This window comes from Corynebacterium sp. ES2730-CONJ (assembly GCF_024834055.1).
In the GTDB taxonomy this organism is placed as follows: domain Bacteria; phylum Actinomycetota; class Actinomycetes; order Mycobacteriales; family Mycobacteriaceae; genus Corynebacterium.
Map to the genome: position 1 here is coordinate 25,378 of NZ_JANUXZ010000004.1, position 15,799 is coordinate 41,176.

General features: G+C 52.1%; 8 protein-coding genes. 1 reads left to right on the forward strand and 7 read right to left on the reverse strand.

The features are described 5' to 3' along the window. Positions 1 to 376 precede the first annotated feature (376 nt). The 5 genes from NXS13_RS05720 to purD all read right to left on the reverse strand — a co-directional run bounded on the left by NXS13_RS05720 (position 377) and on the right by purD (position 13,072). Positions 377 to 2,485, reverse strand: a complete 2,109-nt coding sequence (locus NXS13_RS05720; RefSeq protein ID WP_259289483.1) for a S9 family peptidase — start codon at positions 2,483 to 2,485, stop codon at positions 377 to 379. A gap of 40 nt (positions 2,486 to 2,525) precedes the next feature. Beyond that, positions 2,526 to 3,419 (reverse strand): phosphoribosylaminoimidazolesuccinocarboxamide synthase, encoded by an 894-nt coding sequence (locus tag NXS13_RS05725; RefSeq protein WP_259078931.1) that lies wholly within the window; start codon positions 3,417 to 3,419, stop codon positions 2,526 to 2,528. Positions 3,420 to 3,763: 344 nt separating this feature from the next. Next, positions 3,764 to 5,194 carry an adenylosuccinate lyase gene (gene purB / locus NXS13_RS05730; protein WP_259078929.1) on the reverse strand — a complete coding sequence of 477 codons (1,431 nt, stop codon included), beginning with the start codon at positions 5,192 to 5,194 and terminating at the stop codon, positions 3,764 to 3,766. Positions 5,195 to 5,372: 178 nt separating this feature from the next. Continuing rightward, the gene (locus NXS13_RS05735) at positions 5,373 to 11,438 is read right to left on the reverse strand and encodes a collagen binding domain-containing protein (protein ID WP_259078919.1); all 6,066 of its coding nucleotides are present in this window, start codon (positions 11,436 to 11,438) and stop codon (positions 5,373 to 5,375) included. 362 nt (positions 11,439 to 11,800) lie between these two features. Then, complete coding sequence (gene purD / locus NXS13_RS05740; RefSeq protein WP_259078913.1) at positions 11,801 to 13,072, reverse strand: phosphoribosylamine--glycine ligase; 1,272 nt, start codon at positions 13,070 to 13,072, stop codon at positions 11,801 to 11,803. A gap of 49 nt (positions 13,073 to 13,121) precedes the next feature. On the opposite strand from purD, the gene NXS13_RS05745 reads away from it, so the two are divergent. After that, positions 13,122 to 13,532 (forward strand): HIT family protein, encoded by a 411-nt coding sequence (locus NXS13_RS05745; protein WP_259078910.1) that lies wholly within the window; start codon positions 13,122 to 13,124, stop codon positions 13,530 to 13,532. Here NXS13_RS05745 and NXS13_RS05750 read toward each other — a convergent pair. After that, the gene (locus NXS13_RS05750; RefSeq protein WP_259078908.1) at positions 13,529 to 14,968 is read right to left on the reverse strand and encodes a cell wall metabolism sensor histidine kinase WalK; all 1,440 of its coding nucleotides are present in this window, start codon (positions 14,966 to 14,968) and stop codon (positions 13,529 to 13,531) included. The genes NXS13_RS05745 and NXS13_RS05750 overlap by 4 nt on opposite strands. A gap of 12 nt (positions 14,969 to 14,980) precedes the next feature. Continuing rightward, entirely contained in the window at positions 14,981 to 15,685 is a 705-nt protein-coding gene (locus tag NXS13_RS05755; RefSeq protein ID WP_259289484.1) for a response regulator transcription factor, read from the reverse strand. Positions 15,686 to 15,799: the final 114 nt, after the last annotated feature.

The following is a 15,799-nucleotide window of genomic DNA, read 5'->3' on the forward strand; positions in this document are numbered from 1 at the left end:
CGCGAATGAGCTATTAACAAACTTCTAGCCAACCACAACCCAACCACAATCAAACCCAGTTTCTGTCATTTTTATGACCAGCTTGAAAAATATGCGGATTCTGGAAGATCTGGGCATTATAGGCAGCGTGGGATAACGCACTTCCTATACCCAGATAAGACCTACAAACTGGGCCTCTACCCACAATTACGCTCACCTCGTGGTGGGCCACCTCGTTGCCAGCATCAGTATGGAGAATATCAGCCTCGTCATTAACTCCCCATATGGTGCCAAAGCCCTTTTTCGCGCCCTTGATCAGAACCTTCTAAAGGAACGGTCAGTACCGACGATTGAGCAAAAAAGTACCCGCACTCTTAATGAGTACGGGTACGTTCAACTATTTTTCGAGGCCGGTGGCCTGATTAATAAGCCAAGCGTATTCGAAGGCGGATTGCCGCCATGATTCATAGCGGCCGGAGACGCCTCCGTGGCCGGCCACCATCTCAGTTTTCAACAAGAAGGTGCCACCGGTCGCGGTCTCGCGCAGCCGGGCGATCCATTTCGCAGGCTCCACGTAAAACACTCGGGTGTCGTTAAGTGAGGTGGTAGCTAGAATATTGGGGTATTTTTGGGGCGCAATATTCTCATATGGCGCATAGGAAGCCATATATTCATAGACTTCTTGGCTCCCCAAGGGATTACCCCACTCTTCCCACTCTCCCACCGTTAACGGTAGCTCCGGCTTCAACATGGAGGTCAGGGGATCAACAAATGGCACATCGGCCTCTATGGCGCAAAAGCGATCGGGAGCCATATTTGCCACAGCGCCCATGAGAAGGCCGCCAGCGGAACCACCATTAGCTACCAGCATCTCTGGCTGAGTAATACCCTGTTCAATGAGGGCATCGGCTACCGCAATGAAGTCCGTAAAAGTATTCATCTTGTGCAGGATTTTGCCGGTGTTATACCACTCGCGACCCATTTCACCACCGCCACGGATATGGGCGACCGCGAAAATCATGCCTCGATCGAGCAGTGATAGGCGGAGCACGCTAAAGCCGGGCTCCATGCTCGCCTCATACGAGCCGTATCCGTAAAGCAAGGTGGGGTTTGGGCGGCTGATATCCATATCGGCACGGTGGACAATGGAAACGGGAATGGCAACTCCATCTGCAGCTTCGACCCACATCCGCTTGGAAATATAGTTGCTGCGATCATAGCCGCCCTCGATCTCCTGTTCTTTCAAGAGAGTGAAGTTTCTACTTGCTACGTGGTAGTCGAAAAGCCTAGAAGGGGTGGTAAAGGAGGTATAGCTCACCCGCACGACGGGAGCCTCCCATTGAGGATTACCTCCGATGCCGACGGAGTAGAGTTCTTCATCAAAGGTGAGCTCTCGAAGTTCACCAAAACTAGTGTCACTGATCTCCATAACCCCGGCGCGTCCTATACCACCTGAGCGGTAGCCCACAAAGAGGAAATCGCGGTAGCAATCCACCCCATCGATGCGAGCGCTATCATTATGAGCGATCAATTCCCTGGCTGTGCCGAAGTCTAGGGGTTGGCCGACTGGACTATACGCTAGGGAGAAATTGGGGCCGAAAGCATTGTGCGTGACCACCCACATATCGTCACCAGCTACGACGGCGTGGTCAACTTCGTATTCGATATCGGCTTCGCGGGGTCGAATGCATACAAATTCCCCCTCGGGTTCGTGGGTATCGAGGTACCAGGTCTCAGAGCTAGTACGCGAGCTCACTCCGATAATGAGATATTTTTCGCTGCGCACTGAGCCAATACCGACACTAAAACGTTCGTCATCCTCGTAAAATACGCGAACGTCTTCGTCTACAGGGCTTCCGATCTTGTGGCGCCAGATGGAATCTGCACGCCACGCCTCATCCACGCGGGTATAGAAGATATACTCCTCGCCAATCCAGGTAGCGCCATAGTGAATGTCACTCAGAGTATCCTCGAGCAGCGTCCCAGTTTTTAAATCTTTAATGCGCAGCGTAAAGCGCTCGTCTCCCTGGGTGTCGGTGGAGTATGCAAGGTAGCGGCCACTCTTGGTGATGCTGGTGGCACCGAGCGCAAAAAACTCCTGTCCGTCTGCGAGCTCATTCAGGTCCAGCAAGACTTCCTCGCCTGGCACCTCTCCGGTATCTGGAATCACGGGTGGCGTCCAGGTGTCGGCACCGGGGGTTACGCGGACTCGGCAGGAAATGCCGTAACTTTTTCCTTCTTCGGTGCGCGAATAATACCAATGTTCACCCATGCGCTGGGGCACCGACATATCGGTTTCTTTCACTCGCGCCTTGAGCTCGGAAAAGATAGCTTCGCTCAAGGGAGTCAGATGCTCGGTGTGCTGTGCAGTATAAGCGTTTTCAGCCTCGAGATAGCTAATGGTCTCAGGATCTTCTTTTGCCCGCAGCCATTCATAGTTATCAACAAAATCGATTCCATGAACAGTGCGGACTATGGGTTTTTTCTTAGCAACAGGGGCATTCATAGCCCACATAGTACTGCCCTGAGAGCTGGAGATGAATTTATCAGGCGCTCTCGCCCAACCACTCGCTAAACTTCCGGCCCGTAATCCGCTCAAAGGCCTCGACGTAGCGTTCCCGCGTTGCCTCTATAACCGAGCCGGGCAAGGATGGCGGAGCCTGGTTGGAGTCGGTGGACCACCCCGATTTAGGCCCGGTGAGCCAATTGCGCACAAATTGCTTATCAAAACTAGGCTGCGCTTGACCCTCTTGGTAGGTGCTGGCTGGCCAATAGCGAGAAGAATCAGGGGTGAGTACTTCGTCGGCCAGCACTACGTTGCCATCGGCATCGAGACCGAATTCAAATTTAGTATCGGCGAGAATAAGTCCCTTTTCCAAGGCTAATTCCGCGGCACGTTGATAGATCGATATTGAGGCGTCGCGCAGTTCTGTGGCGCGCTCAATGCCCAAACGAGCTACCACGCGATCGAAGGACACATTTTCGTCGTGGTCGCCCTTTTCCGCCTTCGTCGCTGGGGTGAAGATGGGTTCCGGCAGGTGGGAGGCCTCGACAAGCCCTGCAGGCAATTCAACGTCACATATCGAACCGGCATTCTTATATTCGCTTAAGCCCGAGCCGGTGAGATACCCGCGCACAATACATTCAAAGGGAAGCATCTCAAGTTTGCGACATATCATAGCCCGACCCAGAACATCTTCAGGGATTCTCTCATCATCGATAGCTCCCACCACGTGATTGGGGAAGTCAATATTGTCGAAGAAGTACATGCTCATCGCTGTGAGCACCCGGCCCTTATCAGGGATCTCCGAGTCCAAGACGTGGTCATAAGCGGAGATACGATCAGAGGCGACAAGCAATAAGGTCGCCTCATCGATCTCGTAGATTTCACGTACTTTACCTGCGGAAAGGTGCTTATACTGAGAAAGTTCAGGGCGCATGTAGATTGAGTTTAGACCCTTTCGAGCGCCGCTGCTAGTTAACCTGGAAAGATTCAGATTATCTTATACTCAAGCTATCCCTTGGTATCCTAAGCGATCCCGCCAATGGCCTCGTATCCATTAAAACCGGGGATGTGTCATTCTTAAAATCTCACCATAGGCCTAGTGCAACACCGCAATAGTAGCGCGAGGCCTGGCATCGTAAAGATCCCAAATGCTTGATTCAGCCAGCTACATAATTCTGTAACCGCACCGGTGAAACTAGATGGTCAATAGATATAAAAAGCATAGGAGGTACACCCTATTTTATTTCTAGGGGCACCTCCCTGCAGCTAGTGTGCGGCCTATAGGATTTCTGCTGGTTGGTATTGCCGCGAATCCGGGTATCGCGCAACGAGCTCATTCACCCGCGCTATCACCCGAGCTGTTTGCGATTGCGACGCTCCTATGAAGGCATGACGGTCAGCTAGAGCCTCCTCTAAGGCTTTGACATCGAGAGGGAAACGCGGATCCTTCGCTAAGCGTTGCACGAGGTCCTGTTCGCCTCCGTGTTCTCTCATATTGAGAGCTACAGCCACGGCGTGCTCCTTGATGAGCTCGTGTGCTTCCTCTCTACCAAAGCCAGTTTTCACCGCTGCCATGAGGATCCGAGTGGTGGCTAGGAAAGGAAGGTAGCGTTCAAGTTCTCGATCGAGCATCGCTGGAAAGGCTCCGAACTCTTCGAGGATTGTTAAGAAGGTTTCGAACATCCCGTCGAGAGCGAAGAATGCGTCAGGGAGTGCAACCCTTCGCACTACAGAGCAGAACACATCTCCCTCGTTCCACTGCTGGCCCGATAAGTCCGCGACCATGGTGAGATATCCGCGAAGGATCACCTGAAGTCCGCATACTCTCTCACATGAGCGGGCGTTCATCTTGTGGGGCATCGCAGAGGAGCCTACTTGTCCCTCCTTGAAACCCTCGGTTACGGTCTCGTTGCCAGCCATTAACCTAATGGTATGGGCAAAGGACGAAGGTCCAGCCCCTAGATGCACCAGCGTAGAGACGGCGTCGAAGTCGAGGGAGCGAGGGTAGACCTGACCGACCGAGTCGCACGTGCGCGAGAAGCCCAAATAATCGGCGATGGTGATCTCAAGAGAGGTAAGTTTGGCCTCGTCGCCTCCCACCAGGTCGAGCATATCTTGCGCCGTTCCCATGGGGCCTTTTATGCCCCGTAAAGGATAGGTATCTAGGAAATTCTCGGCTCGCTCAATGGCAATCAGCATTTCCTCCGCTGCGGTTGCAAACCGTTTTCCGAGAGTGGTGGCTTGAGCAGCGACGTTGTGGGAGCGTCCAGCCATAACAAGACCAGCATATTGTTCTGCCCGCTGGGCCAAACGGTGGGCAACAGCCACCGCCTTAGACAGCACAATTTCGAAGGAGCGATAGACCTGTAGCTGTTCGACATTCTCGGTGAGATCTCGGGAAGTCATCCCTTTATGAATATGCTCATATCCCGCTAGAGCATTAAATTCCTCGATCCGCGCTTTGACATCATGGCGTGTTTTCCGCTCACGGGCTGCGATCGACTCAAGATCAACGTTGTCAAGAACACCCTCGTAGGCGGCAATTGCCACTGCTGGGATATCTACGCCCAGGTCGCGTTGGGCTTGCATCACGGTGATCCACAGCTGTCGCTCCATGATGATTTTTGCCTCAGGGCTCCACAGATCAACCAGCTCTGCGGAAGCATATCGGTTGGATAGGACGTTTACAATATTTGTTTTTTCAGCCACCCCATCATGATATTAGATCGGCGATAGGGATGTACGACGAAACCTAAAAGTCACCAAATAAGCACAATTAGTATGTGGTAATGGCACAATACAGAAACCCAGAAGGCCTCCGCTTAATGAAGCGGAGGCCTTCTATCTATCGGAACAGGAGAATAAAATTTTAGCTACTGATTCTCTCCTAGTTTCGACGACGGCGTGCTACCAGTAGGGCACTTGCCCCTAAGAGAAGGAGCACGAGTGCAACACCGAGGAGCCAGAACACAGAGGCGCCAGTCTGAGCCAAGGCGGATATCCCTCCCTTGCTTTCACCATTTTTATCACCTGGGTGGGTTTTCTCAATGCCCTTCTTAGTATCCTTGTCGATACCCTTACCTGGCGTTCCCGGCTCCGCTGGGGGATTGGGTTTGCCAGGTATCCCTGGAATAAACGGCAAGAACGGAATCAGCGGTGTTGTTCCCGGCTCGCTTGGCACTCTGTCATTGGCGATATCGCCGAGATCAACATTCTTAGCTTCAGTGCCGATCGTTATCGGAACGGAATTCTTTGCTAGGACGAAGCCACTCGGCGCCTTTACCTCAACGAGCTCGTAGTCACCTGGCTTGACGGCGGTAAACGAAATCAACCCTTGTGAATCGGAGGTCGCTTCAGCGATCACCGAGGCCCCTTGGCGTAATTCGAATTCCGCCCCCTCAAGTGGCTTCTTGGTATCAGCGGCGATCTTCCTCGCTGTCACCATTGTTGGATCGTTCTGTACCGGATCTAGCTCGATAGGGTCACCCTTTTCAGAAATCGTCACCGTGATGGCCTGTGCAGATGCGCGCCATCCAGCAGGTGGGGCGATTTCCTTGATCGTGTACTCACCGTATGGAATGGCCTCGAAGATCACTTCTCCAGCGTCATTGGAGACGGCGGTTCGGATGAGCTCGCCCTTTGCATCATGGATTCCGAATTCGGCACCAGCTAGTGGTGCGCCATTCGTCGAGTCAACCTTCATGAACTTAATTGACCGAGTGATTTGTTCGTTCGCAATATTGCCCAGATCCACAACCTGGCCATGCTCAACTATAGAGAAGGTGTACTTCTCTTGAGACGTTAACCAGCCTTCAGGGGCCTTGGTCTCACGCAACTCATAGTCACCGTAAGGAAGCTCAGCGAATTCGATATTGCCATCGTTATCACTTGTGGACTTATCGATAACATCATCGATAACCACACCATCCTCGATCTTGCGTAGCTCGAACTCAGCTCCGCTCAAAACGCGGTTCTGATCAACTGCATCGACCTTTTTGGCTCTGAAGCCTCCGCGAATGAGGTCATTGACAATTTTCCCGTTGACGCCCAGTTTCACTATTTCGCCCTGTTCGGTGATGCTCACTGGCCAAGCATTCCTTTCCTCTTCTGGAAGAAGGTAGCCAATGGCGGGTGTGATTTCCTTGACTAGGTAGTCACCGTAGAGCAAATTATTGAAGGAAACTTCACCTCGTTCGTTGCTCCGTTGCGTATCCACAGGTTGATCTTCGCGAATACCGTCTTGGTCCTTCTTGTAAATACCGAAGGTCGCACCAGAAATTACCTTCTCAGTTTCGGCCTCTACCTTGGTGAAGGAAGCAGATCCGCGAATCTGGTTGTTGGTGAGTTCGCCGTAATCTATTGGATCTCCAACCTCAGTCACATTGACCACCAACGGTTCTTTCAGAGGTTCGTACCCTTCCAATGGCTCCTTTTCAACCAGAAGGTAAGTTCCGAATAGTACGTCCGGGAAGGTAATTTTTCCGTCAGCTTGCGAGGTGGCGGTATAGGACGGTTGCTTTTCATAATTCTCACGCGATGTGTTGCTTTCAGCGCCGTCCAGATTTTTGTACAGTTCGAAGACGACTCCCTCTAGCGGTACCCCTGAATCAGACACCTTAGTGGCGGTGATAGTACGGGTGATTGGGTTGTTTACAATATCGCCGACTTCGTATTCGAGTCTTTCCGAGTTGATTTCTACTGCCTCGTGAACAATATTCGGATCTGGAATCCTGTAGCCAAGAGGAGCGCGAGTTTCGAGGAGCTGATATTCTCCCCACTCCACGTTGTCGAATGTGGCGACTCCCTCGTCATTGGTCACCGCAGTCTGTGCGGGGTCAGCATAGGATCCATCCTCAAGCTTCTTGGCGAGCTTAAATCTAGCTCCCTTCAGCGGATTCGCAGGCGATGCGTTGTCGACCTTGCGCACGGTCACGGTACCAGGAAGCCGGTCATTGCTGACCTTTTTAATGATCGGATCAATCGTATTATCGAGTCCAACGATCACTTCAGTATTGTCGGGTTTCTTATATCCACGTGGAGCTTCAACTTCTTCCAACGCGTAGGTGCCAACGAGGACATCCTTGAAGATGAGCACACCATTAGCGTCGGTGCGGCCATTCACTTGAGGGTAGCTCTTGTGAACTAGATTAAACTCCACGCCTTCAAGTAGAGCTCCTGAGGTCGCGTCAGTTTTGATTATCTTCACGTCACGTCTCGCGGCCAAACCAGCATTGCGAACCGCCGTACGTGATTGAGGATTCAGACTAAATTCTGCCGTCGCTCCCTCGAGATTGACGTCACTGCAGGTCTTTTCTTTTGCAGTAAGGCAAACATCTTGAGCATCTTGAGTCCAATACTGTGCAGGGTCGCCCTTCTCGAAGACGATATACCGACCGTCACCTCGGTTAAAGATGTCGTGCGAGTACTCACCCTGTTCGTTCGTCGAGCCCTCGATGCGCTGACCGTTAGGATCAAGTGCGTCTTCTCCGTTCGCTTCTTTCAAAACCCAACGAAGGTTGGCAACGCCCGGTTCGCCGTCATCTTGGACTCCGTTAGCGTTCACATCGTTGAATACCTTGCCGGACACTATATATTTCAGTGCTTCCACATAGACTTGGTTTGCTTCAACATAGTTATTCCCAGCGCCCGAGAGTGCCACCGACATGACAGCGCGATCGCCGTAGTTGAGAGCCTTAGTTGCTTCACTGAAGGGGATCGTCACTGGAAGGTTGAAGTACACCCTCTCGTTACTCGCGATCACTTGGCCAGCCTTCAGGACGGCCTTGACGGCGGTAACCTTTGCCCATTCATCGGGTCCAATATCTTCGGCCATCTTCCAGACAGCAACGTCCTGGCCACCTGGATACCCACCGATGGGCTGCCGTGGGTTTTGAGGCTGTTCTGTCATTGTGTAGTAGATATCGAACATATCGATGGCTGGATTCTTAGTACCGTCGGGGGCGATCTTCTCTACCGTGGTTACAGGCCCAGTTAGAGGAGTACGGAAAGCGGAGTGATCTCCGGTAGTTTTGTTGCCGTTCTCATCCCTAGACTCCCAGGTCCGGTCGAGGTACTCCCCCTTTTCGTTAGCAACAATCGTGTAGTCTTCTTCACCGGGCAGAAGCGCCAGGATGGACACCGTTTGGGCAGGGATTAGGGTGTTATTAGTCAGACTCATCTGGTAGGTAAATGTACTGCCGATTTCGTGAGCAGTTTCTAACACCAAATTCTCTGAAGGACTAGCGACTTCAACTTTACTACTAATCTCCAGAGGTGCAGCGAGAGCGATAACACGTTGTGCTGTAGCAAAGCTTTCATCCGTATTGCCGTCCTTGTCGAGATCGAGGGTATCGACGTAGGGCGTTCCTCCGTCCCTAGGGGTTGCGGCTTTAATTTCATCGGCATTGTCCCATACAGAATAAGTCTGTACCGTGTTGGGTCCAAAATTGGCATTTTTGGTCGTATCCACCGTGAGATAGATATCGATATTAGCGTTCGAGCTTCCTAGTGCGGGCGCTTCGTAATCGATGTCACCGAATGCGTAGACCAGAGCCGTTAAGCCGGTATTCTTGTAATTGGGGATAACCTGTGGTTCTGCAGGAGATTTATCTACCTTGCCCGATCCCGCAGCGTGGATTCCTAGGGTATTCACGTAATCCACCCCAGGAGGTAGAAGCACAATCTGACGAAGATTCCTTACCGTATTTTTAGTTACACCCCAGTTTCCAACCGCTTGGACTCTCACGTTTAGAGCCGCGACGCGGTCGCAGTTAGCAGGGGTCAATTTATCAAGACCAGCACACTCGGATAGGGCGGTACGGGTATCTGTGGGATTAAAGGCCCCGTAGGCCTCTCTAAGTTCCCACCCGTCTTTGGAGAAGAATTCTCTATCAAGAGTGGTGCTAATCGAAGTCTTCAGACGTGGTCGATGACCCTTCACAAGGATAGGATTATTACCAGTTCCATCAAACTTAGTTTCATCAAATTTCACACCATCGACGCGTTCGTGCCGCACGTCAGCTGTTGCGCGATTGGAATACGACTTTGATAGTTCTGCGATTTGTTCAGCTGGAGTTTGAGCAAGCTCCTGCTTCCACCACGCCAGCTCCGCATCTGTTGGGTAAGCCCAAACGTTGAATGGAAGCCCGATATTATCTAGCTCCAAGGGCGGATCGAATACAAGCTTAAGCTCTTTATACTCTCGGTCGGTGTCATTGATGGCAACAAAATCCCCTGGCATGAGATCCGCTGCCAGCTCGATGCGAGAATCGTCATCGCGAACTCCATATAGTTTGACTTTTGAATCTCGAATTCGCTGATAGATTTCGCTCTTGCTAAAGGTCGAGCTATTGCTTAAGAATTTGCTGTTGAACTGGAACTTTTGGTAATAAAGACCCGGATCAAGGTCCCTGTCCGTCACCTCATAAAGGAAATCGTGAATACCACCGGTTCTATCGTCGTAGCCTGAACCGTTATTCGATTGATTGACGTTAATACGCCACTTCATACCGCCAAGAGATGCTAGGAGCTTCGGGTCTCGTGTCTTGCCCTTCTGAGAATCGTCCAGGCTGATTGGTCGGTAGTATCGCGGCGGGCGGCTGCCATACTTATAAGAAAGTGCCTCACCGTCCGTGACCCAATCGGTGTACTGCGGTAAACCGACCTGGTACTCGTCTGAGAGTGCGTACATACGCACTTTGTCGACCTTTACCACGCTCCCCCTCTGGAAGGGTACGACTTCTTCTTTGAAGGCCGTTCCGACCGAGGTTTCCTCTGCATAGACTTCCTCTTTAGTTCCCTTGTCGACCCAACTCTTTAGGAAAATGGGGAAGATCTTCTTCGAGCCGTCAGGGTTTACAATGTCGGCATCGTAGCGGAGAGTTAGTGGAATGCCGTCAGACCAGTAGGCTGAAATACTTTTGTTTCTCGCGTAAGGAAGGGAATAGGTGAGCGTACGAGCTACTGGATCCCAAACCCAGTAGTTCTCGGTTTTATCAACTTTCGCACCCTCGGGAACAGTAACTTGGTAGGTTACAGTCTTGCCGTCATAAAGGCCTTTACCACTTGGCGCACCAGAGGGGCGAACTTGATTAATTCTCACCTTATATCTAAAGGTTTTATCCTTTGGCGCACGATCGGTTTTGGTTTCGCTTTTGAATTTATAAATTCCAACCTGTGGATCATTGATAGGTTTTTTTTCGGTGAAACCTCCATCGAGCAAAATGCGACTTTTGTACTGAGAAATCGACTGTGCGGTGAACGTGATGTTTTCCGTACGGCTTGGTAATTCATCGGAACTAAACGTCGCCTGCGGAGTGACCTCTACGCCACTGGGGGTGAGTCTATTCTTAAAGGCAAAAGCGAGTGGGAACTGGAAAATCTGTCCACTCTTCAGCTTTTTGAACGTATATTCAACATAGAAAGCATCGTCATTTTCGCCGATTTCCGAGGAGTCTGCTGACTCGAGACGAGCAAAGTCTGGTTTCTCATTGTACACTACCGAACCGTCAGAACTGCGGGTCTTTGGTACGGTGATCGTTACTTTCGCATTATTTAACTCAACATCTGCACCTGAGACCGCGAGCGTAACTATGGGATCAATGCGCTCACCAGACCAGTAGTCGAGTCTATCGTCGGTACTATTAACGAGCCCTTCCTTGGTCCTGATATCAAAGCGCACCAGACTCTTATCATCTGGAGCGGCCACTGATATCGGAGCATCGTTATTTTCTATTATCGGCGCAGTCGCGTCGGATGCTTCCGCCGGAGCGGGTTGATCGTCAGGGACTGCGCTGGGGGTCGTAACTATGTCATCGGGAGCCACCGATGTTGTGGCTCTATCATCTTGGGCCCACGCAGGAATCGCCATCTGGGCAGAGGTTAGCCCGAGGATTACTGCGAGGACCATGAGCGCTCGTGTGATGAGCGATCTGGTCTCTGCAAACTTAAACATGTGATGATATTAACAGTTATCACAAATAAGGGTTGGGCCATTTAATTTTTTCTGGAAAAGGGTGCCCCCGAAGCCACAGATCACCGATTCTGGGGCGTTCAAGCCGCTGGCAGACGGTGACGTATGCCAGCAGATCTCGCGGAGAAGAAGCAAGTTGAGCTTTGATACACATATGTGCCAGGTTATAGAAACCTGCGATTTGCCTTAACTTAAGCCAAATTTTAGCTCACTGCTCCGAAGGCACTGGGCTTATCATTTCAACCATCAACTGACCAGGTGACCTCACGATTATGTCCAGCATGATTCGCTTATGCGAAGAGAATCACGCCTTCCCCCCCAGCGGCGCTAAGTAATGTCGAGATCTACGGAATCTTAATTTTTCCCTCTATCGCGGCCGTAGCTATATCGCGACGGTAGTGCGAACCATCAAGGGAGACAGTTCTCAAGATTTCATAGGCCTCCCGCTGCGCTTCAGCTAGAGTGTCTCCGGTTGCCACAACATTAATCACCCGTCCCCCCGCAGCTACCGTCTCTCCCGCTGCATTTAGAGCGGTACCAGCGTGCAAGATATGCGGATGATCGACACCGCTCACCACTCCACCAAGCTGTGGGGCAGTCGGATAACCTGGGGCCGCGAGCACGACCGTCAGAGCCGCGCCGTCATCCCACTCCAAGGCGGGGTGCTGGGCCAATTTCTCCGTGGCTACTGCATGCAGCAGCGTTCCGAGAGGGGTCTTTAATAAAGCCAGCACCGCCTGGGTCTCGGGATCGCCGAAACGACAGTTAAATTCCACTACGGCTGGACCCTCCGCACCCCAGGCGATCCCAGCGTAGAGCAGACCTGAATAGCTGCAACCACGGGCCACCATTTCCTTAGCTACCGGTATGCACACCTCATCGACAATGCGCTGCACCCCGTCATCGGGTAGCCACGGTAGGGGACAATACGCGCCCATGCCGCCGGTATTGGGGCCTGTATCCCCCTCCCCCACACGCTTATGATCTTGGGCAGGTAGGAGGGGAATAACAGTCTCGCCATCAACGAGACAAAAGAGGGTAACCTCCGGCCCATCCAGGAAGGATTCCAATAGTACTGGGTTTCCAGCACCTAAAACGGTGTGCACATGATCAAGGGCCGCCGTGCGATCATCGGTGACAACCACACCCTTGCCGCCAGCTAGTCCATCATCTTTAACAACGAAATGTGGGCCGAATCTATTCAACGCCGCATCTATGTCGGCATCCGTCGAGCCTGGGGAGAGCTGCTCCGCGCGTGCGGTTCGCACACCGGCTTTGGCCATTACATCCTTGGCAAAGGCTTTTGATCCCTCAATGTGAGCGGCTTGCTGATTAGGGCCAAAGACCGCAAATCCTTGAGCACGAAGCGCATCCGCAACACCAGCGACAAGGGGTATCTCGGGCCCAATCACAACCAAATCCGCAGCAACTTCCTGTGCCGCTTGAAGCATCTGTGACGGAGAATCAACCTGCGAGAATTCGGGGTGGATCTCAGCTACTGGAGCCATTCCCACATTCCCGGGAGCCACATGGATCGTCGTGACAGCTGGATCGTGGGATAAAGCTAGAACAAGGGCGTGCTCGCGGGCGCCCGACCCGATAACTAGAATGCGCATGGGCATTAGTTTAGCCCCAAAAAATAGCTCATCTACTAGTGTTGATGATATGACGAGCGTATTTAGCAAGATTATTAATGGTGAGTTGCCCGGCCGCTTTGTTTACCGCGATGAGGACGTGGTGGCTTTCCTCACCATCGAGCCTCTCTCTTATGGCCACACCCTGGTGGTTCCGGTCCAAGAAGTAGATAAGTGGACAGATCTTGAGCCTGAGGTGTGGGCCAAATTAACCGCTGTAGCCCAACGGGTGGGTCAGGCTATCGTGAGTACTTTTGATGCTCCACGGGCCGGATTTGTCATCGCTGGCTTCGATGTACCCCATACCCATATTCACGTATTTCCTGCCACGGATATGGGCGATTATGATTTCCGCACTGCCCTGAAGATGAATGAGACAGACCCTAAACTCATGGATGAGGCGGCGCTGAAGATAAGCCTAGCGCTCTCCGCCCAGAACTAGACCTCTTTGAAGGGGTGATATCGGGGCAAAATCACCCTAAATATTGTGCCCTCACCAGGTGCGGTCTTCACAGAGACTGCACCTTTATGTGCCTCTACTATGGACTTCACTATAGCCAGACCGAGACCGGAGCCTCCGGTTGAGCGGGTACGTGAGGTATCTGCACGGTAAAATCGCTCGAAAATATGATCGGCATCTTCCTTTTCGATGCCCACGCCATCATCGGCCACATCGATGAAGAAGGCAGACTCATTCTCTCCAATCACAACGCGCACCGTGGCCTCGTCGCCAGCATGTTTCAACGCATTGACCATAAGGTTCATAATCACTCGGCGTAACCGGGCCTTATCACCTAAGACGACGGGGAGGGTTTGTGCGGAATTTTCCACCTTGATATCGCGCTGCGGATAGGCTCCCCGCAAGGAATCGAGTACCGATAGTGCTATCTCTAAAAGATCCACCGGCTGTTCTTCAAAGTGCTTTTCCTCCGCGCGAGTCAAGCTAAGGAGATCTTCCACCAGCAGCGACATCCGTGAAGATTCCTCCTCGATTTTGTCTAAGACCATACAGGCATCCTGAGTAGCGCCCGAGCGATATAACTCCGCATAACCGCGCACGCTGGTCAACGGAGTGCGTAACTCATGGGAAGCATCGCCGACGAAGCGGCGCATCTGCACTTCCTTGGCCTTTAGTTCCACAATCAGCGTCTGTAGCTGCTCCATCATCACGTTAATGGAACGGCTGAGGGCTCCCACCTCGGTATTCTCTGGTAAGACCGGAGCTCGGCGATCGAGGTCCCCGGTGGTGATTGCCTTGGCCGTATCCTCGACCAAACGCAGCGGTTGCAGGGTGCGTTGAATGATGACGTGTGCGAAGATCCCCACCATGGCCAGCACAATAAACCCAATGGATATTTGCCCTGCGGCGAGTCGGCTGAGAAATTCTTTATCACTACTAATTTCCTTAGCCACGATAACAATGAAGTCCGCGCGCTGAGTGGCAATAACGCGCCATTCCCCCTTATCTTCGCGATTCCACGAACGCACAGTCCGGGGAACTCCGTCGAATCGTATATCGCGGGTATCGGGAATCTCATCCGCCTGCTGGCTCACGAAGGCCAAGGTTCCATCACGGTAATACCGAGCCACAAAATAATCGGAAGGGAGGGAGAATAAATTGCGCTGTGGGTGGTTATAAAGCGCATCACGCTGAGCCCAGGTCTCTAAACCCTGGCTCAATTCGTTATCCACTCGCGTTAAAGCCTCCGCCTCCATGGATCGCTGGATTGCAATACCCGAAGCCAACAGCCCAAAGCCGGTCATAAAGATAGTGACAAAGACGAGTATAAAACGCAAGGGGATGCCCACCCGTGGATCGCGTGCAGCCCGCGTAATCCGTGAGGTTCGAGAGGATTTTTCCATCACCGCATCATGCACAGCTACACCCCGTTACTGCCGCGGCCGACGCAGAACATATCCGACGCCGCGCACTGTATGAATAAGCGGCACATCGCCGGTATCGACTTTGCGGCGCAAATAGGAGATATAACTCTCCACCACATTGCCGTCGCCGCCAAAATCGTAGTGCCACACATTGTCCAGGATTTTAGCCTTCGACAGCACCACTTCCGCGTTAAGAAGCAGGTACCGGAGAAGATTGAACTCTGTGGGCGAGAGATCAATAACGTTCCCGGCGCGCTTGACCTCGTGTGTGAGATCATTCAGCTCCAGATCAGCGTATTTTAAAACACTGGAACTATCCTCGGCCTCCATGGCGGGCGTCCCGCGCCTTAAGATAACGCGGAGTCTCGTGATCACCTCTTCTAAGCTAAAAGGCTTGGTGACATAGTCGTCAGCGCCGATGGTTAAACCGTGAATACGGTGCTCAACTGCATCCTTAGCCGTGAGAAATAGAACGGGCCCATCAAAACCTTCGTCGCGCAGCCGCGGGAGTAGTTCGAAACCATCCATATGCGGCATCATCACATCTAGTATGAACGCATCGGGGTGGAAATCTCGAGCCACCACGAGGGCCTCCCTGCCGGACTGAGCAGTGGCCACATTAAAACCTTGGAAACGCAAGCTAACACTTAACAGTTCAACGATATTAGGTTCATCATCGACAACGAGAATTCTCGTCTCTTCTTCCTTCATCGTTCCACCCTTTCCTAGCTGCTCCGGTTATCAGGAAAGCCGCCTTCTATCAATATATGTGTCTTCAGCTTAGCGAGCTAGTTGAGCTAGAGGAACGGATGTACAATCAGGAGC